This window comes from uncultured Shimia sp. (genome assembly GCF_947498095.1).
GTDB lineage: Bacteria > Pseudomonadota > Alphaproteobacteria > Rhodobacterales > Rhodobacteraceae > Shimia.
Map to the genome: position 1 here is coordinate 108,821 of NZ_CANMJE010000004.1, position 20,296 is coordinate 129,116.

The following is a 20,296-nucleotide window of genomic DNA, read 5'->3' on the forward strand; positions in this document are numbered from 1 at the left end:
CATGGCCGGGTCGGTGTTTGACAGCCCCTTGTTTTCAAAACTGTTTCCAACGGGAGAAGCTGGACGTCTGTTCACCGATGCCGCCGAGATCCGGGCGATGATGCTGGTCGAAGGGACATTGGCCAAGGTTCAGGGCGAGATGGGGATCATCCCGGAAGACTCCGCCGCCCTCATTCATCGGTCGTCGCTGGAAATCCAGATTGATCCCGGTGCCTTGGCCGAGGCGACCGGCCAGAACGGGGTCAGCGTTCCGGGGTTGGTGGCCGCGTTTCGCAAAGCAATGGAAGCGCCGGAACATGCGCAGTTTGTGCATTGGGGTGCGACCTCGCAGGATATTATCGACACCGGGCTGATGCTGCGATTGCGGCAAGTGCTGACCCTTCTGACAGGCGATGCCCAAGCCGTTTTGAAACGGCTTGCCTCCCTGGCTTCAGCCCACGCCGAAACCCCGATGGCGGCGCGGACCTTTGGGCAGTATGCCAATGTAACCAGCTTTGGTGCTCAGGTGGCAGAGTGGGGTAACCCCCTGATATCCCTATTGGAAGAGTTTCCGGGCTTGCGGGAGTCCTGCCTGATGGTCTCGCTGTCCGGGGCCACGGGGACCGGCGTGACCTATGGGCCAGACGCCGCCAAACTGCGCGCTAAGATGGCCGACGCTCTGCGGCTGGGGGACCCGGAACGCAGCTGGCATACGGACCGAACACCCGTCTTGCGCATTGCCGATTGGCTGGTGCGGATCAATGGCGCCTTGGCCAAACTCGGTGAGGATGTCATCGCCATGTCTCTGTCGGGGATTGATGAGGTGAACTTGGACGGTGGCGGCGCATCCTCTACCCTGCCCCAGAAACAGAATCCGGTCGCCGCCTCGAGCCTCGTCGCTCTGGGGCATCAGGCGCGGGGCCTTGAGGCAACGCTTAAGGTGGCCAGTGTGCACAAACATCAACGCGATGGTGCGGCGTGGTTTACGGAATGGTTGGTGTTGCCTCAGATATGCCTAGGGGCAGCCTCGGCGCTGACGGTGGCGAAACAGGTGTTGGATAGGCTGGAGCCCCACATTGAGACTGTGGGCGATCCTCTGGGCCTGATCCATGCCGAGACGCTGTCATATGCGCTGGTCGCTCAGATGCCACGCCCCGAGGCGCAGGCAGTGACCAAGGCGCTATGCCTGGAAGCGCGCGAAACCGGCACGCAATTGCAAGACCTGATCGCTCGGGATTATCCCGATTTGGACAAGGCGGCGGTGTTTGATCCCATGCAGACGATGGGGCACGCACCAGAGGCCGCGCGTGCTTTTGTGCAACGGGTCAAAAAACTCTAACCGGGTGGATTTCCAAAAAACACGGCCCCTGTTAGCCCTTGGGCCTGTTTTTGACTCGGAGAAACCATGTCGTCCCGCCTGCCCCTTATGGTCATTCTGTCGATCGCGATGATCGACGCGATGGGCATTGGCCTGATCCTGCCAGTGATGCCGGACCTCATCCAAGAGGTCTCGGGCAGTTCGCTTGCGGATGCGGCAATCTGGGGGGGTATTCTGACCACGGCCTTTGCGGTGATGCAGTTTCTGTTTGGCCCGATTATCGGCAACATTTCAGACCGTTTCGGACGCCGCCCGGTGATGCTGATCGCGCTTGTGGTGATGTCGTTGGACTATCTGGTGATGGCGCTGGCGCAAAGCATGTGGCTGCTCTTGGTCGGGCGCATCGTTGGCGGCATTACGGCGGCCACCTTTGCCACGGTCATGGCGTATATGGCGGACGTGTCCAAAGGTGACGAAAAGGCCGCGCGGTTTGGCTATGTGCATGCTGCCTTTGGGGTTGGCTTTGTGATTGGGCCAGCCTTTGGCGGCCTTCTGGCCGAGTTTGGCACGCGGACGCCATTCTATGTTTCCGCAGTTCTGGCAATCGCTACAGCCATCGCCGGGTATTTCGTCTTGCCCGAGAGCCTGAGCAAAGACCTGCGACGCCCGTTCCACTGGGCACGCGCCAATCCGTTTGGCGCCTTTCGATCCATCGGGCGCCTGCCCGGTGTTTTCCTACTGCTGGTGACCTATTTCCTCTATGAAGTGGCCATGATCGTCTACTCGGTGGTCTGGCCTTACTATGGCACCGAGCTGTTTGACTGGTCGCCCGGCATGATCGGTTTTTCACTGGCCATCTATGGCGGGTTCTATGCCTTTGCCCAAGCGGTGTTGGTCAAGCCAGCCATTCGCCTTTTGGGAGACCGGCGCACCGTGACGTTTGGGCTGATTGGCGAATTGACGTTCTTGATCCTGTTCGGCTTTGCCACAAACGCGACTCTGGTGTTGTTGATGATCCCGATTGTGGCCACGGCCAGCGTTGGCTTTCCGGCGCTTCAGGCGATCCTGTCGCGGCGTGTGGCAGATGATGCGCAGGGCGAGCTGCAAGGGGTCCTGGCCAGCCTTGTTTCTCTCGCGACAGTGGTCACACCTTTGGTCATGACACAGGTCTTTGCCGCCTATTCAGGCCCGGATGCCAAAATCTACGCGCCCGGCGCCCCCTTCCTGCTTTCTGCAGCGATCATGGTGTTTGGGATTTTTGTCTTTCTGCGGTCGAAACAACGATCTTAACCTGTTTGCGACGTTACGTTGTCTCATTCTGCCTTGCGCCGACTCAATCTGCCGCGCAACCCTGTTACAAACGTTAGGGAGTGAACGACGTGCAAAAGATCAAAGCTGCGGTCTGCCATGAGTTTGGCCAGCCGCTTGTTGTAGAAGAGGTCAGCCTGCGCGCGCCCGAAATGGGCGAGGTTGAGGTGACACTAGAAGCCGTGGCGATCTGCCATTCCGACATCACGTTTGCCGAGGGCGGCTGGGGTGGCTCGCTGCCCGCAGTCTATGGCCACGAGGCCGCAGGCCGCGTGAGCGCGGTGGGTGCTGGGGTGCAGGGTGTCTCAGAGGGCGACACGGTGATCGTGACCCTGATCCGAGCCTGCGGAGCCTGCCCATCCTGTTCCGGCGGACGCCCAACGGGCTGCGAGACACCTTATGATGGCGACAAGGGGCCTCTGCGTACGGCAGACGGTGGCAAGCTGCATCAGGCGATGGCCTGTGGCGCCTTTGCGGAAAAGGTCGTCGTGGACCAAAGCCAGGTGGTGAAATTCACCGGTGATATCCCGATGGAGGCCGCCAGCCTGATCGCCTGTGGCGTCATCACCGGCGTTGGCGCAGTGGTCAACGCTGCGGGCCTGCGCGCAGGTCAGGATGTGGTGGTGATCGGCACCGGGGGCGTTGGGCTTAACGCCATTCAGGGCGCGCGAATTGCCGGTGCCCGGCGCATCGTGGCCGTGGACGTGAGCGAAGAAAAACTGGCCATCGCGAAAGAGTTCGGTGCCACCGACGGCGTGCTGGCGACCGAGAAAAAGCCTTGGGTCAAGGCGATGCGCGCCATGGGACGGGGCGCGGATGCGGTGATCGTGACCGTGGGCGCCATCCCGGCCTATAACGACGCGCCACGTTATCTGGCAGGCGGCGGCAAGGTCATCATGGTGGGCATGCCGCACTCGGGTCAGGAATCCAGCTATGAGCCGGTGATCCTGGCAGCCCTTGGACAGGGCATGCAGGGCTCCAAGATGGGCGATGTGGTTATCAAACGCGACATCCCGTGGATGGTCGACCTTTATGAACAGGGGCGGCTGAAACTGGACGAGTTGATCTCGGGGCGTTGGTCGCTTGACCAGATCAACGAAGCGATCGAGGACACCAAAACCGGTTCAGCCAAGCGCAACGTGATCCACTTTCGCTGAATTGGCATCTTGAGGCAGCAAGCCGCTCAGAGCGCGATCAGACTATCGGTCAACTGTTGCCATTGTCGGCGTGACACCCGTTCCTTTGCCGCCAGCAACCAATAGGTTTCATGATGGGTCAGCACCTCGGTACTGGCCCTTTTGAGTGCGCCCCTGTCAAGATCAGCCTGCACAAGCGGTAACGACGACAGAACCACACCCAGCCCGGCACGGGCCGCAGCAAGCGCCGAGCCAAAAGTGTCAAAGCGCAGATGCGGCACCGGGGTGGTGGGGGTTCCGAACCGTTCCGACCAGTGCCGCCACTCCGGGCGCGGTCCGGAAACAGAGATGCGCGGCAGGTCGGACCAGTGGCCTTGCTCGAGCAGTGCCGGGGTCGCAACGGGCGTGAGGCGTTCTTCGTACAGCGGCGCGCGGTAGGCAACGGGCCAGTCCCCTGCCCCGTAACGAATGCGGATGGCGTCATCCTCGCGCGCCTCGCCGGTGGTCACCACCATGGTACGCAACCGAATTTCGGCCCCGGTTTCTGTCGCCAGCCTTGCCAGACGCGGCACCAGCCAAAGCTCGGTGATTGAACTGGAGGCTGAGATCGTCAATCGGTTACGCGCGACACCAAACAGCGCCTCGGTACTGTCACGCAATCCTTCTAGCGCCAGTTGCACATGCGGCAACCACGCCTCACCCTCGGGTGTCAGACTGATCTGGCGCGCCTGCCGGAGAAAGAGCCGCGCGCCAAGGCGGGTTTCCAAATGCCCGATGCGCTGGCTGATGGCCGATTGCGTGAGGCCGGTTTCTGTGGCCGCCGCGGTAAAACTACCAAGACGTGCGGCGGTTTCATAAGCGCGGATCCACTCCAAGGGAAGTTGGTCAAAACTTGGCGTTTGCATTATGGAATCGACCTCTCAGGATCAGAAAGGATAATTTGCCATAATGAATTAACATGGGCAATTTGTGTGAGAAAACAGTTTTAAAAGGCGTTTCTATGATGACCGAGGTTTCTTTGTCCCAGGACGGTGATGTTTTGACGCTGCAGACCGCAAAGGGTCCGCTGCGATTTCACGCGATCTGGCTGCGCGACAATGCCATCGATGGCGCCACGCGGGATGCGTCGAACGGGCAACGACTGATCACGCTGGCGGACCTGTCGCCCGAGACAACACTCAGCGCCGCCGAGGTCACAGGAGATCAGCTGACCCTGACCTTTCAGCCCGACGGACACTGCGTGACGTATGATGTGCGGTGGCTTGCCGAGAACGCCTATGACCGACCGCAACCGCGCGATGCCGGACAGTTGGCGGATGGGGTTGAAGCCTGGGATGGCGCCCTGAACGCGGCGGTTCCGACCGGGCAGTATCCGGCCCTTGTGGCGGATGGGACTGCGCGTCGCGACTGGCTGAGCGCACTCCGGCGCTATGGCTTTGCCAAGTTGACGGACCTGCCAGTGGAAGAAGGCAATCTCTACAAGATCGTCGATCTGTTTGGGTATGTCCGCGAGACCAATTATGGGCGGCATTTTGAAGTGCGCACCGAGGTGAACCCAGTCAATCTCGCCTTTACCGGGCTGGGGTTGCAGGCACATACCGACAATCCCTACCGCGATCCGGTGCCATCTATTCAGGTGCTCTCGTGCCTCGATAACTCTGCTGCGGGTGGGGAAAACATGGTGGTTGATGGCTTTGCCTGTGCCTTGCGGCTAAAGGCCGAAAACCCCGAGGGTTTTGATCTGTTGGCAAAGTACACCGCGCGATTTTCTTACACAGGCAGCGCAGGCGTTAAACTGCAATCGCGCCGCCCCATGATCGAACTCGACCCGGATGGCACGCTGCGCGGGGTGCGCTTCAATTCGCGCTCGATTGCACCGCTGACGGATATCCCATTTGACGACATGCAAGCCTATTACGCCGCCTATCGCCAGCTCTCGGACATCATAGATGACACCGCGATGGAGGTCATTTTCAAGCTGGAACCGGGCGAGGCTTTTGTCGTGGATAACACGCGCGTTCTGCACGCCCGCAAAGGCTATTCAGGCGAAGGCAGCCGCTGGTTGCAAGGCTGTTACGCGGACAAAGATGGTGTCTTGTCGACACTGGCAGCCTTGGAGGAAACCGCATGACCAATCCGGAGTTCAGCCCCCTGACCAAAGACAATATCGTGGCCTTTCTTGGCGACATTTTCGATCGACGTGGCGGAGAGGAATACCTTGGCGAAGCGGTGACAATGGCCGAACACATGCTGCAGGGGGCCACGATTGCCGAACAGAATGGCATGCCCGAGGATGTGATCGTCGGTGCATTGCTGCATGACATCGGGCATTTCACATCCGAGTTCGGTACTTACGCACCAACCGATACCGAAGATCGCCACCACGAGGATGCAGGCGCCGAGGTTCTGGCGCCGTTCTTTCCGTCAGTCATCACCGATTGCGTTTTGTACCACGTCGCCGCGAAACGCTACCTCTGTGCGACGAAACCGGAGTACTTCAAGCGTCTGTCGCCCGCCTCGGTACACACGCTGGATCTGCAAGGTGGGCCAATGAATGCCGAAGAAGTGGCCGCTTTTGAGAAGAACCCGAACCTCGAAAAGATCATCCAGGTGCGGTACTTGGACGAAGCTGGCAAACGCGCGGATATGGAGACGCCCGATTTTCAGCACTTTGCCCCGATGGTGCAAAGATTGGTGGACGCACATCTCGCAGATTAACACCCAAATGCAAAAACGCGAGTGCCAGCTAAGATGAGTTGACCTTTACCTGGATCGAACTACCCTTTCAAAAAAATTTGGAGGGAAAGACGGTTCGGCTTTGGACAGTAATTTTGTGGGCGCTTGTTGCGACTGGAACAGCCTACGCACAAGAAGACGTAGAGCGCACACTTATCACCAACGTGCACATCTTTGACGGTGTGAATGAAGCTCGGATAGAAAACGCAAACGTCCTGATCGAAGGGAACTTGATCGCGGAGGTGTCGACCGATCCGATTGAGGCTGCTGGCGCAACGGTTATTGATGCTGGCGGGCGAACCATGACTCCCGGGTTCATCGACAACCACGTGCACTTGGCTCTACCCGGACCAACGATTCCTTTGATGGAGACCGACAAGACCTGGATGGATCTTGGAATTCACGCTGCAGCACAGGCGGAAATGTACCTGATGCAGGGCTTTACGACTGTCCGGGACGCAGGTGGCGCAGATGCAGGTATTCGCCGTGCGATCGACAGCGGCGTAATTGACGGGCCGCGCGTTTACATCTCGGCCGCCTTTATCGGAGGACGGGGCGGACACGCAGATTTCGCATCCTTCACCAGCCCGCCCAATGCAGAATCCAACATGAACCGGTTGAACATTGGCGTGGACGCGGATGGCGTGGATGCGGTTCTGAAGGCCGCGCGAAACAATTTTCGCATGGGCGCCAACCAGCTCAAGGTGATGCAATCTGGCGGCGTCGTATCGTCGTTCGACCCTTGGCAGATGGAAGGCCGTACCGTATCCGAAATCGAAGCGGCGGTGGAAATCGCTGAACAGTATGGCAGCTATGCCATGGCCCATTCCTATCGCAAAGACTCGATTATTCGCGCGTTGAATGCCGGAGTGAGGTCGATTGAACACGGGTTCATGTATGACTGCGAAATCGGTGCACTGATGGAGGAAAAGGGCGCCTTTATCACGACCAATTTGACAGCGTTTGATCCCGGCCTGACCACGATCCCGGCGATTGCCAGCAATCCGTCGAGCCTGTCCAAGGCGATGTCTGCTTCGGCTGCCTTTACGAACTATCTGGATAATATGCGGGAATGCCCGGCCAAGCGTGGGCATCACACAGACTGCGTTGGCACGGTTGATGCCTGTAACATCCAGGTTGCTTACGAAAAGCACCTCGCGCATGAGTTTTTTGGAGCTTACACATCCTTGGTAGCCTTGACCTCGGTTGGCGGGGAGATCGCGGCGATGAGCGGTGAGTTCATGAACCCCTACCCGGCTGGAAAACTGGGAGTGATTGAGCCTGGCGCCTATGCGGATCTGTTGATCCTTGACGGCAACCCACTGGAAGATTTCAGCGTGGTGGGCACCGGCGACAAATGGTTTGATGCGGAACCGCGCTCTGATAGCCCGGAAACCATTCGCATCATCATGAAGGACGGTGTGATCTATAAGAACACGCTTCAGTAAGCAAAAATGAGTTTGAAAACACAGCCAATTCCCGGACCGTCAAAGGTCTGGGGTTTTGCACGCGGGATTTGTTTGGGCGCGGTGCTTGCTTGTACAGCCACCGCATCAGCCGCGCAGGGCCTTTCTGGCCCGTCTTCGGTCGAGGCAGATCTTGCACCGGGTGACGGGCTGACGGACCCGATGTTCCGGTCGGATTTTCCGCGCAATATCGCGCCCGAATGGTTTCAATGGAAGGACGCGCTGGCAAAGAGCGGGTTTCGGTTCAACCTCGATTACCTGTCGTTGGGCCAATGGTCGAACGCCACGTTTGGCGAAGGTGAGGCCGGGGGCGGCATAGCGCGGTTTTATGGCAGTTGGCAGGCGACAGATCTCGGGTCGCTGACCTTCAAGCTGGAAAACAGGCACGCATATGGGGCAGTGGCGCCGCAGTTCCTGGGACTGGACGGCGGTGCATTGTCGATCACCGGCACGGCGTTCAATGACAATGGGACTATGCTGACCAATCTGTTCTGGACGCAACGGGCAGAAAACGGATCCTGGACACTGCAATTCGGTCAGCTTGACGTCACCGATTTCCTCGACCTTTACGGCGCTGTAAGTCCCTATAGCGGCTTTCAAAACCTGGCGTTCAACACCAACCCAACCATCAATGCCCCCAATCCGGGGTTAGGGATCGCCGGCGGCTTGAAGTTAAACGATAATTTCTATCTTGTCGGCAGTATTGCTGACGCCAATGCGGACCCGACAAGCCCCGATCTGGATGTTTTCAGCGAAGGCGATCTCTTCAAGAGTCTGGAGATCGGCTATACCAGCGGCTTTGACCGTATCTATTTTGACAATGTTCACCTGACGCTCTGGCACGCAGATGCTGCGGACAATGGCACGCGGCCCGAAGATTATGGCGCTGCAGTCTCGGCGGCATGGTTCGTGGACAACAAATGGATGCCCTTTTTTCGCGCGGGCCGCTCCAAGGCCACAGCTGCTTTGTACGAGACCTCGGTGTCCGCAGGTGTGGCCTATTACGGGCGCAACACTGATGCGGCGGGGCTTGGCCTGAACTGGGCCGAGGCGCGCGGTTTGCCGGGCAGCCAGTTCACGGCAGAGGCCTTCTATCGGTTCTCGATCTCTCCAGGCCTCTACATCACCCCTTCGATTCAATACATCAACAACCCGCTCTTGGACCCGTCACAGGACGACATGGTGATCTTTGGGTTAAGAACGCGGATTGTTTTCTGACAGCAGGTTGCACCTTACTGCCGCCCAATCAGCGCTGCGTAGAAGTTGATGCCCGCCTGCAGGTTCTCGATCGACAGGCGCTCGTCGATGCCGTGAAACCGGGTGAGGTCGTCACCGGTGATCTGGAACGGGTTGATGCGATAGGCGGCATCCGCGGCCTTGGCGTAATGGCGCGCGTCTGTGGCGGCGATGGTCAGGCCCGGCACGGTGGTGATCGGTCCAAAGGCGGCGCGGATCGAGGCTTCGATATCGAGGTAGCCGGGGCCGGATGAATCCGACACGGGCGAGGCCGGCGAAGTAAAGTCACGGTTCACCACAATCTCGATGCTGTCATCGTCGATGGCAGAGCGTACATGTTCGATGATGCTGTCCACTGTGTCACGCGGGTGGATACGAAAGTTGATGGTGGCCACGGCGCGGGTCGGCAGGACGTTTTCCTTGGGCGAGCCTTCGAGCATGGTGGGCGCCGTGGTGGTGCGCAGCATGGCGTCGGTCGAAGCGGACCCGGAGAGGATGCTCTCCAGAACCGGATCAAACAGCCAGCGGTTGGCAAAAATTGCCCGTTTGTCGAGGCTAAAGTGGCGGCCCAGAGCGTCGAAGAACTCGGCCGAGACTCCGGTCAATCCACCCGGCACAGGGTTTTGTTGCAGCCGGTGCACGGCCCCTGCCAGTTTGCCCACGGCGGTGTCACGCGGTGGCATAGAGGAATGGCCACCCCCGGATGTGGCAACCAGTTGCAGCGTCACATAACCCTTTTCAGAGAGGTTGATGCTGGCCACAGGCACATCAAGACCCGGGATGATGTCATCCAGCACAAAAGAGCCTTCGTCCAGCGCCCATGCGAGTTGTACGCCTGCGTCATTCAGGTGTTTGGCCACGGCCACCGCTCCGCGCCCGCCGGTTTCTTCGTCTCCGCCAAAGCTGAGATAGATGGTGCGTTCGGGTGTGAAGCCATTTTCAAGCAGTTGTTCGACCACAGTCAGGATGGTGATCATCGCGCCCTTGTTATCCAGTGTGCCGCGCCCCCAGACAAAGGTGTCGTCCACTGTGCCGCCATAGGGGTCGGTGGTCCACTGATCGGGCGAGGCAATCGGCACCACGTCATAATGCGCGGCCAACAGTACAGGTTGCAGATCAGGGTTTTTGCCTTGCCATTTGAACAGCGGCGTGACGGGCCGCAGCTCAGTCATGTCCAGTTCGGCATGTGTGCGGGGATAGGCCTCGGACAACCAATCGAGGTAAGCGCGAAAGTCGGGGCGGAACATGTCGGTCGAATCCGTTTCGAACTGAACCGCGCGTGACAGGTTGGTCACGGCCTTGGTGAGGTCAGTCTCAAAGATAAATGGCTCGGTCTCGGCCACCGGGGCGGGCTTGTAGCGCAGGGTGTTGACCCCGATCACCGCAACCAGCGCCACGATCACCAGCAAAACCCCAAACAGAATACGCTTTAACATCTGAAAATCCTCCCGTTACCGGGAAACTTGCCCAAGGCGCCCGGCCGAGTCACGATTTACTTCGCGTCAAAAAAGGCGCCTTATTCGTCAAATCCGACACTTGACCGCCGCAAACAACCTTGCAAGCAGAGAGGACGCACCGCAGGTTGTTGGAAACCCTGCAAGGAACCCTGACATGCGCCTGCAAGACTTAGACGTCATCATCACCGCCCCTCCGGCCCCCGGCTGGGGTGGACGCTATTGGATCTTTGTGAAAGTCACCAGCGACACCGGGATCACAGGTTGGGGCGAATGCTATGCCTCCTCGGTTGCGCCCGAGGCAATGGTGCCGGTGATCCGCGACGTGTTTGAGCGCTATTTCTTTGGGGAAAACCCGGAAAACATCGAACGCATCTTCCGGCGCACTTATTCCTCGGGGTTCACGCAACGCCCCGACCTCACCGTCATGGGTGCCTATTCCGGGCTTGAGATGGCCTGTTGGGACATTGTTGGCAAGGATCGCGACCGCCCGGTTTATCAACTGATCGGCGGCAAGGTGAACGACCGTCTGCGCGCCTATACTTATCTTTACCCGCTGGCCCATCAGAACATTAACGAGTTCTGGTCTTCGCCTGAGATGGCGGCGGAAAGTGCCGCGGCGGCGGTCGATAAGGGCTATACGGCTGTGAAATTTGACCCGGCAGGCCCTTACACCATGCGCGGCGGACATATGCCTGCGATGAATGACATCACCAAGTCTGTCGCCTTTTGCAAAGCCATCCGCGAGGCGGTGGGCGACAAGGCCGATTTGCTGTTTGGCACGCATGGGCAATTCTCGACCGCAGGTGCCATTCGATTGGGCACGGCGTTGGAACCCTATTCGCCCTTGTGGTTCGAGGAACCGATCCCGCCAGACAACTACGCCGAGATGGCCAAGGTGGCCCGCGCAGTCACAACCCCTGTGGCCACCGGTGAGCGGCTGACCACCAAGGCTGAGTTTGCCGAAGTGTTGCGTCAGGGTGCCGCGACGATCCTGCAACCCGCACTGGGGCGCGCGGGCGGTATCTGGGAAATGAAAAAGGTCGCGGCGATTGCCGAGGTCTACAACGCGCAGATGGCGCCGCATCTTTATGCCGGGCCGATTGAGTGGGCAGCCAACATTCAACTGGGCGTGTCGATCCCGAACTGCCTGTTGGCGGAAAGCATCGAAACCGATTTCCATTATAATTTGGTCAAGCACAGCTTCCGGGTTGAGGATGGCTTTATCGAAGCCCCAGAGGCACCGGGACTGGGTATTGAGGTCGACGAAGACCTCGCCCGCGCACATCCCTGGACCGGTACTGGCCTGCATCTGGAAATGCAGGACGCGCCCTGCGACTATGCAGGCGGCAACAATTTCGTCGGCGGGGCTCCTCCGATTGAGGAGTGACGGCTAAGAGGGTGACATGAAAACCGAGCGCGAGAAGATGGAGGCCGGTGCGTGGTACACTTGTCTTGACGACGAGTTGGAAGCGATGCGCCAAACGGCTCGGTCTGCGGTTCATCAGCACAATTCGCTGGCACCAGACCAGCGTGGTGCGATGGGACCAGCACTCGCACAGTTACTGACAGTCGGCGATGCCTATATCGAGGCGCCTTTTCACTGTGCCTATGGCGTAAACACTACGCTTGGACATCAGGTCTACCTGAACGCGGGCTGCACAATCCTTGATTGTGCCCTTGTGACGGTTGGAAACCAGTGCCAATTCGGACCGAACGTGCAGATTTACTGTGCTGAACACCACAAAGATCCCGTTAAGCGCAACGAAGAAGGTCTGGAAAAGGCCCTGCCCGTTCGGATCGGCAACCGTGTCTGGATTGGCGGCGGGGCGATCATTCTGGCCGGGGTCACGATTGGCGATGGCGCGGTGGTCGGGGCTGGCAGCGTCATCACCAAGGATGTGGCCGCGGGCGCGGTCGTGGTGGGCAACCCCGCGCGGATCGTCGAGCAACACTAAGAGCGCGCAGTTCCCAAGCTGTAACAAGTGGACTTTCCGCCAACACTGACATCCCGATCTCGCCACATCCAAAATCCCGTGTTATATCTTGGTAAAGACCACGAGAAAGACGCGCACGTGAACATGCAGACACCCCCGGCCCCGCCATCAGAAATGGCGCGCAGTGCAGCTGCCGCCGCTGCCTATTTGAAAACGCTGGCCCATGAAGGACGGCTGATGATCCTGTGTCATCTCGGTTCGGGCGAGAAATCGGTGGGCGAGCTGGAGAGCCTTTTGGAGATCCGTCAGGCCGCGGTCAGCCAGATGCTGGCGCGCCTGCGCGAAGAGGGTCTGGTGGCAACTCGGCGCGACGGCAAGACGATCTATTACAGCCTTGCGGACAACAATACCTCTGAGGTGATCGGTATGCTCTATCGGTTGTTCTGCGGACCGGCCGAGGACTAGGTCTTGGCCCCGCGCGGCCTGCCCCCACTTTTTGAGAATTGGTTTGCCAGCCGTGGCTGGCAGGCGCACCCGCATCAATTGGACATGCTGGCGCGCGCCGATGCCCCATGCCAATTGCTGATCGCGCCCACGGGCGGCGGCAAGACCATGGCGGGGTTCCTGCCCTCGTTGGTCGATCTGGCAGAAAACGGCCATGAGGGCCTGCACACGCTCTATATCTCGCCGTTAAAGGCGCTGGCGGCGGACATCAAACGCAACCTGCGCACCCCCGTCGATGAGATGGGTCTATCGATCCGCATTGAGGACCGCACCGGGGACACCTCGCAAACCCGCAAGAAAGCACAGCGGGTGGACCCGCCACATATCTTGCTGACCACACCCGAAAGCCTTGCGCTGCTTACGTCTTACGAAGACGCGCCGCGCATGTTCAAGGGGCTGAAACGAGTCATTGTCGACGAGATTCACGCGTTGGCAGAAAGCAAACGTGGGGATCAGCTGATGCTGGCACTGGCGCGGCTGCAGACCCTTTGCCCGAACCTGCGCCGGGTTGGCCTCTCGGCGACGGTCGACAAGCCCGATCAGATCGCAGGTCTTCTGGCACGCCACCCAGACCCTTGCGACGTTCTGGTGGCCGATCCGGGGCCGGACCCCGACATCGCGATGCTGAAGACCGAAGAACACCCGCCGTGGTCTGGGGGTGGCGCGGCCTATGCGATCCCTGCGGTGATGCAGGAAATCCGCAAACACAACACCACGCTGATCTTTCACAACACCCGCGCGCAGGCCGAGATATTCTTTCACAATCTCTGGCTGGCCAATGACGAGAGCCTGCCCATTGGCATTCACCACGGCAGCCTGGACCGCCAACAGCGCGAACGGGTCGAGGCCGCGATGGTGCGCGGCGACCTGCGGGCGATTGTCTGTACCGGCAGTCTGGATCTCGGCATCGACTGGGGTGATGTGGAACTGGTGATCCAAGTAGGCGCGCCAAAGAACGTCAAGCGGCTGGTGCAACGGATCGGGCGCGCCAATCACCGCTATAACGCGCCGTCCAAGGCGTTGTTGGTGCCCGCCAACCGGTTTGAAGTCATTGAGTGCGTTGCCGCGCTGCAAGCAGTTCGCGACCACGATCTGGATGGCGAAACACGCGGCGACGGGCCGCGAGATGTTCTGTGTCAGCATATCATGCTGCGCGCGGCCTCGGGACCTTTTGAGGCCGACGCCCTGTACACCGAATTGACCAGCGTTGGGGCTTATGTTGGGCTGGCGCGTGAAGCCTTTGATGACTGTCTCGATTTCTGCGCCACCGGAGGCTATGCCCTGCGCGCCTATGATCGCTGGCAACGGTTGGTTCAGCGCGCCGATGGGCAGTGGCAGTTGCGCGACCCGCGCGCGGCGGCGCGCATCCGCATGAACGCAGGCACCATTCAGGACACCGACACGCTGAAAGTTCGGCTGAAACGGTCGCGCGGCGGCAGGCCATTGGGAGAGATCGAAGAAGGCTTTGCCGCCTCGCTCGGTCCCGGTGATACCTTCCTGATCGGCGGCCGTATCGTGCGCTATGAAGGTCTGCGAGAGATGACGGTTGAGGTCAGTCGCAATGCCAGCAAAAAGCCCAAGATCGCCACCTTTATGGGCACGAAATTCGCCACCTCGACGCAGCTGTCACAACGTATCCTGCGGCTGTTTCAACAAGACGACTGGCCCGAGTTGCCAGACCACACTGCTGACTGGCTGCGGCTGCAACGCGATCTGTCGCGCCTGCCAGAGCCGGACCGGCTGTTGGTTGAAAGCTTTCCAAGAGATGGAAGGGAAAATCTGTGTGTTTACGGGTTTGCGGGTCGAAACGCGCAACAGACACTGGGGCTATTGCTAACCAAGCGCATGGAAGAATTGGGCCTTGCGCCGATGGGGTTTGTCGCCACCGATTACGCCACGCTGATCTGGGGCCTGGACGCGCCGGGCGATCCCACGCCGCTGTTTGACCCAATTGCCCTGCGCGAGGGGATGGATGGCTGGCTGGCCGGTAACTCTCTGATGAAGCGCACTTTTCGCGGCGCTGCCACAATCGCTGGGCTGATAGAGCGCAACACGCCATCGGCCCGCAAATCCGGACGACAAGCGACTTTTTCCAGCGACATCCTTTATGACACGTTGCTGAAGTATGACCCAGGGCATTTGCTGATGCAGATCACGCGGGAAGAGGCGATGCGCGGGCTGGTGGATTTTGCGCGGATCGAAGAAATGCTCGCCCGGATTGATGGGCGGATCGACCTGGTGCGCGTCGACCATGTGACGCCCCTGTCTGCGCCGCTGTTTCTGGAGGTCGGCAAAGAGCGCATTGATGGCGAGGCCGAAGAGCGGCTGTTGGCGGAAGAAAGCGAGGCCCTGATGCGGGATGCTGGGCTGACACCCTGATCCTGGCCTGAATTTCTGCCTGAAGTTCATGGGGCACAGGCGCCTTTCTCTTGCCCAGAACGCCAATATGCGTCACCAATTGGACCATGACAGGTCTTCCTTTTACCCTTGCCGGCGCGCAGCTCATTGCAATGGGCAGTGGTGCGCTTTGGTGGGAAGATCGAAGCATTCTTTGTGTGTCCGACCTGCATCTGGGCAAGTCAGAGCGCATGGCGCGCAAAGGTGGCGCACCCTTGCCGCCCTATGAAACTCAAGACACGTTGCTGCGGTTGGAACATGACCTGCAACACACCAACGCGGGCACAGTCATTTGTCTGGGTGACAGTTTTGACGACATGGCCGCCGCTGGCGCATTGCCGGAAGAGGATCGGTTGTGGATTTCACGGCTGCAAGCTGGTCGGCGTTGGGTCTGGATCGAGGGCAACCATGACCCCGGCCCGATTGGGTTGGGCGGCAGTCATCTGGCCGAGCTCCCCCTGCCTCCGCTGACCTTTCGCCATATCGCGCAGCCGGGGAAAAGTGGCGAAATTTCAGGCCATTACCACCCAAAAGTCAAAGTGCAGACCCGTCTGCGCACGGTTTCGCGTCCGGCTTTTTTGTTTGATACAGATCGCGTAATCCTGCCAGCCTATGGCACTTATACCGGGGGTCTGCGCAGTTCCGACGAGGCCTTGGCCCAACTGATGCGCCCGGAATCGCGGGCCATCATGACCGGGCAAACACCCCGGCTTGTGGCGATGCCGCGCTAAAGAATACCGGCTTGTTCCAGGGCTGGTTTGTAATTGCGGCTCACCGGGATGCGCATCCCATTTCTCAGCAAAAGAAAATGGCGTGACTGATCCCGTTCAATTCCCGCGATAGACTCTTTTGCAACCCAGTGAGAGCGGTGGACCCGGAAACCCGCAACATTGTCCAATTCCTCCAGAGCTTCCTTGAACCGCATCCGCAGGGAATGGGTTCCCGAAGATGTCGTGATTTCAACAAAGTGATCCTGAACAGACAGATGCAGGATGACGTCATCCTGTGCCTCTGGCACACGCCGTAACAGGCGAGGTTTGCTGCCAAGGTCCGCTGTCTGTGGCGGCGTTGAAGCCCAGCCTGGCAAGGCACTCACCGCGAGATACTTGGTCAGGGTCGCGGCGATCGTGACAAGCGTCACATAGCCCAGCATTTCAAAATAGCCGACCGCGTTTCCCGGCCCCCAAAGGGTAGAGTTCGAGATGAGCCAGACGTCTGCCGTGATCACGAAGACCGCCAGAACCGTACCGCCAAGTTCACGCTGGCGGCTGGGTTTGTTTTGCCAAAGAACATTAACGAAGGCCACGCAACTATAGCCCAACGCAATGGACGTGATCGAAATGGACCCCCAATAGGCCACGCGCGCGCCACTTCCGAGGGCTGTAAAAGTTCCGAATGGACCTGCAACTATGGCCACGATGGTGGCCACGGCCCAGATCGTCAGGCAGATCGGAGACAGCAGCGTCCGAAAGCTGTCACGAATAATATCTGCCTTGCGATCTACCACGCGATGTCCGATCTTTCTCCTGCACATGTGGGGCCTGCCTGCGGCGCTGTGCCGGCTCGGGCTGCCCCAATTGTGAAGCGGACGCCAGTTAAGGCAAAGGGGAATTCCTATGGCTTTGTCACCTGTTATCAAGAACAAGATTAGCGCCAGCTTCTCTGCGCAGTCGATGATGAAGACAATTTCTAGCGAAATCGTGAAGATCGAGACGGGTCAGGTGACCCTGGCTGCTCCGATCCTGCCAGAGTGCCGTCAACAACAGGGTTTTGGCCACGCCGCCCTGACATTTGCTTTGGGAGACACCGCGGCGGGCTTTGCTGCGTTGACGGTCATGCCCGAAGACATGGAAGTGCTGACGGCAGAGATTAAGATCAACCTTCTGGCCCCTGCGGCGGGTGACCGGCTGCGGGCCGAAGGTCGTGTGATCAAGCCGGGTCGGCGTCTGGTTGTTGTACAAGCCGACGTTTATGCAGAACAGGATGGCAGCGACAAACACATCGCGGTGCTGACAGGAACAATGGTGCCGGTCCCCACAAACACCTGAATGCGGCATCCCCATCTGCGGGTTTGCATTTGGAGACTTGTAATTTAAGTAAATCATTATATAAGTGATTCACTATGAAAGAAATTGACCAGAAATTTGCAGCCCTGTCGGATCACACACGCCGGGCCATTCTTGCCCGGCTGACGGCTGGAGAGGCCAATGCCGGGGAGTTGGCGGCACCGCTGCCGATCAGCCAGCCTGCCGTATCACAGCACCTTAAGGTGTTGATCGAGGCTGGCATGGTGGAACGCGAGGCACGCGGACAACAGCGCATATACCGTCTTGCACCGGGCGCGTTAGATGGCATCGACGGCTACCTTGGCGGTCTACGTCAGGCGCTTGAGGCCAATTACGCACGGCTGGATGCGCTTCTGGACGACATGCAAAACAAACAGAACTGAGGATCACATGGCATTAAAGATGGAGCTTTTGGGCGAGACCCAGATCTTGGTCACGCGATTTTTCGCGGCACCCCCTGCAACCGTCTACACGGCGCATACAGATCCTGACCTGGTGGCGAAATGGATGCTGGGGCCGCCGGGTTGGGCCCTGTCGGTCAAATCCTATGACGCGCGGCCAAATGGCAAAATCCATCTGGTCTGGACCCATCCCGACGAAGGCGAACTCGCGCTGACGGGGTCCTTCCTGGAGTTGGAGCCACCGCATAAGACCGTGCACACGGAGCAATTCCAGATTGGCGCGCCTTCGCCAATTAACACCGTGACCACGCATTTTGAGGCCGAAGGAGACGGATGCTTGCTTCGGGTGGTTATCGATATGCCCGATGCCCAGGCCCGCGAGGAAACGATTGCGATGGGCATGGAAGAAGGCATGGAAGCGAGCTACGGCCAGCTCGACGCCTTGCTGTCTGCCTGACGACAAAGGGCCGGACGCAATTGCCCGGCCCCTATCAATAGGCACTGGTAGGTCGGACAAACTGTCCGACCTACGAGGTGGTTTTATTTAAGCGGTCAGCCCTTCCGGCTCGGCCAGACCGTTGGCGCGGCAGCAGGCGGTTACGGTGTTGGCGAGTAGGCAGGCAATGGTCATCGGACCAACACCACCGGGAACAGGTGTGATGGCACCGGCCACAGCAGCAGCGCTTTCATAATGCACATCCCCAACAAGGCGGGTTTTGCCCTCGCCTTTTTCAGGCGCGTCGATGCGGTTGATGCCGACGTCGATCACTGTGGCCCCTTCGCGGATCCAGTCGCCGGGCACCATTTCTGGGCGGCCTACGGCAGCCACGACGATGTCGGCACCGCGCACCACGTCTGGCAGGTCCTTGGTGCGGGAATGCGCGATGGTCACGGTGCAGCTGTCGCCCAGCAACAATTGCGCCATCGGTTTGCCCACGATGTTTGACCGGCCGATGACCACAGCATTCAGGCCCGAAAGCGAGCCGTGGTGATCACGCAGCATCATCAGACATCCAAGCGGCGTGCAGGGCACCATGGATTTCTGGCCGGTGCCCAAAAGGCCGACGTTCGAGATGTGAAAGCCATCGACGTCTTTTTCGGGTGAGATCGAGTTGATGATCAGGTCTTCGTTCAGATGCCCTGGCAACGGCAGCTGTACCAGAATGCCATGCACTGAAGCGTCATTGTTCAGCTGGTCGATGACCGCCAGAAGGTCTTCTTCCGACGTATCGGCGTCCATTTTGTGCTCGTAAGAATTCATGCCGACTTCAACGGTCTGCTTGCCCTTAGAGCGCACATAGACCTGGCTTGCCGGGTCTTCGCCCACCAGAACCACGGCCAGACCGGGGGTGATGCCGTTTTCTTCTTTCAGACGGGCGACATGCCCCGCCACTTTTTCGCGTACAGTGGCCGCAAAGGCCTTACCGTCAATAATTGTCGCCGCCATATCTTTGTTCCTCTTACATATCCGTCCGGGCATAGGCGTCCCGGTAGTGATCCATTTGCAGGCGCGTGGCCAGCACAGCGTTTTTCATCAGTGTCGCAACCGTGACCGGGCCAACGCCGCCCGGCACAGGGGTGATCCAACCTGCGACTTCGGCGCAGCTGTCAAAATCCGCGTCCCCAACGGTCTTGGGACCATCGGGGGTTTCAACACGGTTGATGCCAATATCAATCAGCGCTGCGCCGGGTTTCAACATCTCGCCCGTCACCAACCCGGGCTTGCCCACCGCCACAAAGACCGCGTCCGCAGCACGGCTGTGCATCGCTACCGAGCGGGTCATATGGTGACATACCGTGACCGTCGCGCCCAGACCCATCAACAAAAAGGCGATGGGTTTGCCGACAATCTCAGAGTGGCCGATCACCGTGACGTTCAGCCCTTCGGTCTGAAGTGGCAGGGTCTTGAGAATTTCCACCGCCGCAACGGCCGTACAGGGGCCAAGGGCGAGATCATTATAGACGATGTTGCCGATGGAGGCGGGGTGCATGCCCTCGACGTCCTTCAGCGGATGCACTGCCTTCTGCAGGACTTTTACCGGAATTTGGTCGGGCAGCGGACGCTGGATAATAATGCCGTTGACGCGCGGATCACCGTTCAGGCCCTGCAGGATGCCAATCAGTTGCTCAAGCGAGGTCTCGGTTGGATAGTTGCGTGCCTCGAACGACACCCCGGCACTTTCAGCCTGGCGCTGTTGGTTGCGCACGTAGATCTCTGAGGCTGCCGCATCGCCAACACTGATCGAGATCAGCTTGGGTTGCCACCCTGCCCCGGCCAGCTCTGCGGCCTCGATTTTCACCTCAGCCCGCATTTCGGCCCCGATGGCCTTGCCGTCGATCACTGCAGCCCGCATGGAC

The 20,296-nt window shown here is 59.3% G+C and carries 20 protein-coding genes; 15 read left to right on the forward strand and 5 right to left on the reverse strand.

Annotated features, from left to right (window positions below):
- Window position 1 precedes the first annotated feature (1 nt).
- The 3 genes from Q0932_RS09340 to Q0932_RS09350 all read left to right on the forward strand — a co-directional run bounded on the left by Q0932_RS09340 (window position 2) and on the right by Q0932_RS09350 (window position 3,762).
- Complete coding sequence (locus Q0932_RS09340) at window positions 2-1,318, forward strand: lyase family protein (RefSeq protein WP_299351681.1); 1,317 nt, start codon at window positions 2-4, stop codon at window positions 1,316-1,318.
- A gap of 66 nt (window positions 1,319-1,384) precedes the next feature.
- Window positions 1,385-2,587 carry a TCR/Tet family MFS transporter gene (locus Q0932_RS09345; protein WP_299351683.1) on the forward strand — a complete coding sequence of 401 codons (1,203 nt, stop codon included), beginning with the start codon at window positions 1,385-1,387 and terminating at the stop codon, window positions 2,585-2,587.
- A gap of 89 nt (window positions 2,588-2,676) precedes the next feature.
- A complete protein-coding gene (locus Q0932_RS09350; RefSeq protein WP_299351684.1) occupies window positions 2,677-3,762 on the forward strand; it encodes a Zn-dependent alcohol dehydrogenase in 1,086 nt (361 codons plus the stop codon).
- A gap of 26 nt (window positions 3,763-3,788) precedes the next feature.
- Here Q0932_RS09350 and Q0932_RS09355 read toward each other — a convergent pair whose 3' ends face one another.
- Entirely contained in the window at window positions 3,789-4,646 is an 858-nt protein-coding gene (locus tag Q0932_RS09355) for a LysR family transcriptional regulator (protein WP_299351686.1), read from the reverse strand.
- A gap of 98 nt (window positions 4,647-4,744) precedes the next feature.
- Between Q0932_RS09355 and Q0932_RS09360 the strand changes: the two genes are divergently transcribed.
- From Q0932_RS09360 to Q0932_RS09375, 4 genes are all read left to right on the forward strand, one after another.
- Window positions 4,745-5,872: a TauD/TfdA family dioxygenase gene (locus Q0932_RS09360; RefSeq protein WP_299351687.1), complete on the forward strand. Its 1,128-nt coding sequence runs from the start codon at window positions 4,745-4,747 to the stop codon at window positions 5,870-5,872.
- A complete protein-coding gene (locus Q0932_RS09365; RefSeq protein WP_299351689.1) occupies window positions 5,869-6,459 on the forward strand; it encodes an HD domain-containing protein in 591 nt (196 codons plus the stop codon). The genes Q0932_RS09360 and Q0932_RS09365 overlap by 4 nt, the downstream gene beginning before the upstream one ends.
- Before the next feature lie 113 nt (window positions 6,460-6,572).
- Complete coding sequence (locus tag Q0932_RS09370; protein ID WP_299351691.1) at window positions 6,573-7,925, forward strand: amidohydrolase family protein; 1,353 nt, start codon at window positions 6,573-6,575, stop codon at window positions 7,923-7,925.
- 6 nt (window positions 7,926-7,931) lie between these two features.
- A complete protein-coding gene (locus tag Q0932_RS09375; protein WP_299351693.1) occupies window positions 7,932-9,161 on the forward strand; it encodes a carbohydrate porin in 1,230 nt (409 codons plus the stop codon).
- Between the two features lie 14 nt (window positions 9,162-9,175).
- Here the strand turns inward: Q0932_RS09375 and Q0932_RS09380 are convergent, their stop codons facing one another.
- Complete coding sequence (locus Q0932_RS09380) at window positions 9,176-10,615, reverse strand: M20 family peptidase (protein WP_299351695.1); 1,440 nt, start codon at window positions 10,613-10,615, stop codon at window positions 9,176-9,178.
- A 175-nt stretch (window positions 10,616-10,790) separates the two neighbouring features.
- Between Q0932_RS09380 and Q0932_RS09385 the strand changes: the two genes are divergently transcribed.
- The 5 genes from Q0932_RS09385 (at window position 10,791) to pdeM (ending at window position 16,202) form a co-directional block, all read left to right on the forward strand.
- Window positions 10,791-12,023 (forward strand): mandelate racemase/muconate lactonizing enzyme family protein, encoded by a 1,233-nt coding sequence (locus tag Q0932_RS09385; RefSeq protein ID WP_299351696.1) that lies wholly within the window; start codon window positions 10,791-10,793, stop codon window positions 12,021-12,023.
- 16 nt (window positions 12,024-12,039) lie between these two features.
- Window positions 12,040-12,591: a sugar O-acetyltransferase gene (locus tag Q0932_RS09390; RefSeq protein WP_299351698.1), complete on the forward strand. Its 552-nt coding sequence runs from the start codon at window positions 12,040-12,042 to the stop codon at window positions 12,589-12,591.
- Between the two features lie 123 nt (window positions 12,592-12,714).
- Window positions 12,715-13,035 (forward strand): metalloregulator ArsR/SmtB family transcription factor, encoded by a 321-nt coding sequence (locus tag Q0932_RS09395; protein ID WP_299351700.1) that lies wholly within the window; start codon window positions 12,715-12,717, stop codon window positions 13,033-13,035.
- A 3-nt stretch (window positions 13,036-13,038) separates the two neighbouring features.
- A complete protein-coding gene (locus Q0932_RS09400) occupies window positions 13,039-15,453 on the forward strand; it encodes a ligase-associated DNA damage response DEXH box helicase (protein ID WP_299351702.1) in 2,415 nt (804 codons plus the stop codon).
- Between the two features lie 86 nt (window positions 15,454-15,539).
- Window positions 15,540-16,202 (forward strand): ligase-associated DNA damage response endonuclease PdeM, encoded by a 663-nt coding sequence (gene pdeM, locus Q0932_RS09405; RefSeq protein ID WP_299351704.1) that lies wholly within the window; start codon window positions 15,540-15,542, stop codon window positions 16,200-16,202.
- Here pdeM and Q0932_RS09410 read toward each other — a convergent pair.
- Complete coding sequence (locus Q0932_RS09410) at window positions 16,199-17,005, reverse strand: LytTR family DNA-binding domain-containing protein (RefSeq protein WP_299351706.1); 807 nt, start codon at window positions 17,003-17,005, stop codon at window positions 16,199-16,201. The genes pdeM and Q0932_RS09410 overlap by 4 nt on opposite strands.
- An 82-nt stretch (window positions 17,006-17,087) precedes the next feature.
- On the opposite strand from Q0932_RS09410, the gene Q0932_RS09415 reads away from it, so the two are divergent.
- The 3 genes from Q0932_RS09415 (at window position 17,088) to Q0932_RS09425 (ending at window position 18,395) form a co-directional block, all read left to right on the forward strand.
- On the forward strand, window positions 17,088-17,519 hold the full coding sequence (locus Q0932_RS09415; protein ID WP_299351708.1) for a PaaI family thioesterase: 432 nt from the start codon (window positions 17,088-17,090) through the stop codon (window positions 17,517-17,519).
- Window positions 17,520-17,593: 74 nt separating this feature from the next.
- Window positions 17,594-17,920, forward strand: coding sequence for a metalloregulator ArsR/SmtB family transcription factor (locus Q0932_RS09420; RefSeq protein WP_299351710.1), 327 nt, complete (start codon window positions 17,594-17,596; stop codon window positions 17,918-17,920).
- A 7-nt stretch (window positions 17,921-17,927) separates the two neighbouring features.
- Window positions 17,928-18,395, forward strand: a complete 468-nt coding sequence (locus tag Q0932_RS09425) for an SRPBCC domain-containing protein (protein ID WP_299351712.1) — start codon at window positions 17,928-17,930, stop codon at window positions 18,393-18,395.
- An 87-nt stretch (window positions 18,396-18,482) separates the two neighbouring features.
- Here Q0932_RS09425 and folD read toward each other — a convergent pair whose 3' ends face one another.
- Both folD and Q0932_RS09435 read right to left on the reverse strand, forming a co-directional pair.
- The gene (gene folD, locus Q0932_RS09430; RefSeq protein WP_299351714.1) at window positions 18,483-19,385 is read right to left on the reverse strand and encodes a bifunctional methylenetetrahydrofolate dehydrogenase/methenyltetrahydrofolate cyclohydrolase FolD; all 903 of its coding nucleotides are present in this window, start codon (window positions 19,383-19,385) and stop codon (window positions 18,483-18,485) included.
- A gap of 13 nt (window positions 19,386-19,398) precedes the next feature.
- Complete coding sequence (locus tag Q0932_RS09435) at window positions 19,399-20,292, reverse strand: bifunctional 5,10-methylenetetrahydrofolate dehydrogenase/5,10-methenyltetrahydrofolate cyclohydrolase (RefSeq protein WP_299351716.1); 894 nt, start codon at window positions 20,290-20,292, stop codon at window positions 19,399-19,401.
- Between the last annotated feature and the right edge of the window lie 4 nt (window positions 20,293-20,296).

What these genes read in the sequence shown, in the direction of transcription:
- pdeM (WP_299351704.1), top strand. Translation starts at nt 15,540, where the DNA reads ATGACAGGTCTTCCTTTTACCCTTGCCGGCGCGCAGCTCATTGCAATG.
- Q0932_RS09375 (WP_299351693.1), top strand. Translation starts at nt 7,932, where the DNA reads ATGAGTTTGAAAACACAGCCAATTCCCGGACCGTCAAAGGTCTGGGGT.
- Q0932_RS09340 (WP_299351681.1), top strand. Translation starts at nt 2, where the DNA reads ATGGCCGGGTCGGTGTTTGACAGCCCCTTGTTTTCAAAACTGTTTCCA.
- Q0932_RS09385 (WP_299351696.1), top strand. Translation starts at nt 10,791, where the DNA reads ATGCGCCTGCAAGACTTAGACGTCATCATCACCGCCCCTCCGGCCCCC.
- Q0932_RS09365 (WP_299351689.1), top strand. Translation starts at nt 5,869, where the DNA reads ATGACCAATCCGGAGTTCAGCCCCCTGACCAAAGACAATATCGTGGCC.
- Q0932_RS09420 (WP_299351710.1), top strand. Translation starts at nt 17,594, where the DNA reads ATGAAAGAAATTGACCAGAAATTTGCAGCCCTGTCGGATCACACACGC.
- Q0932_RS09410 (WP_299351706.1), bottom strand. Translation starts at nt 17,005, where the DNA reads ATGTGCAGGAGAAAGATCGGACATCGCGTGGTAGATCGCAAGGCAGAT.
- folD (WP_299351714.1), bottom strand. Translation starts at nt 19,385, where the DNA reads ATGGCGGCGACAATTATTGACGGTAAGGCCTTTGCGGCCACTGTACGC.
- Q0932_RS09390 (WP_299351698.1), top strand. Translation starts at nt 12,040, where the DNA reads ATGAAAACCGAGCGCGAGAAGATGGAGGCCGGTGCGTGGTACACTTGT.
- Q0932_RS09415 (WP_299351708.1), top strand. Translation starts at nt 17,088, where the DNA reads ATGGCTTTGTCACCTGTTATCAAGAACAAGATTAGCGCCAGCTTCTCT.
- Q0932_RS09395 (WP_299351700.1), top strand. Translation starts at nt 12,715, where the DNA reads ATGCAGACACCCCCGGCCCCGCCATCAGAAATGGCGCGCAGTGCAGCT.
- Q0932_RS09360 (WP_299351687.1), top strand. Translation starts at nt 4,745, where the DNA reads ATGACCGAGGTTTCTTTGTCCCAGGACGGTGATGTTTTGACGCTGCAG.
- Q0932_RS09345 (WP_299351683.1), top strand. Translation starts at nt 1,385, where the DNA reads ATGTCGTCCCGCCTGCCCCTTATGGTCATTCTGTCGATCGCGATGATC.
- Q0932_RS09355 (WP_299351686.1), bottom strand. Translation starts at nt 4,646, where the DNA reads ATGCAAACGCCAAGTTTTGACCAACTTCCCTTGGAGTGGATCCGCGCT.
- Q0932_RS09425 (WP_299351712.1), top strand. Translation starts at nt 17,928, where the DNA reads ATGGCATTAAAGATGGAGCTTTTGGGCGAGACCCAGATCTTGGTCACG.
- Q0932_RS09435 (WP_299351716.1), bottom strand. Translation starts at nt 20,292, where the DNA reads ATGCGGGCTGCAGTGATCGACGGCAAGGCCATCGGGGCCGAAATGCGG.
- Q0932_RS09380 (WP_299351695.1), bottom strand. Translation starts at nt 10,615, where the DNA reads ATGTTAAAGCGTATTCTGTTTGGGGTTTTGCTGGTGATCGTGGCGCTG.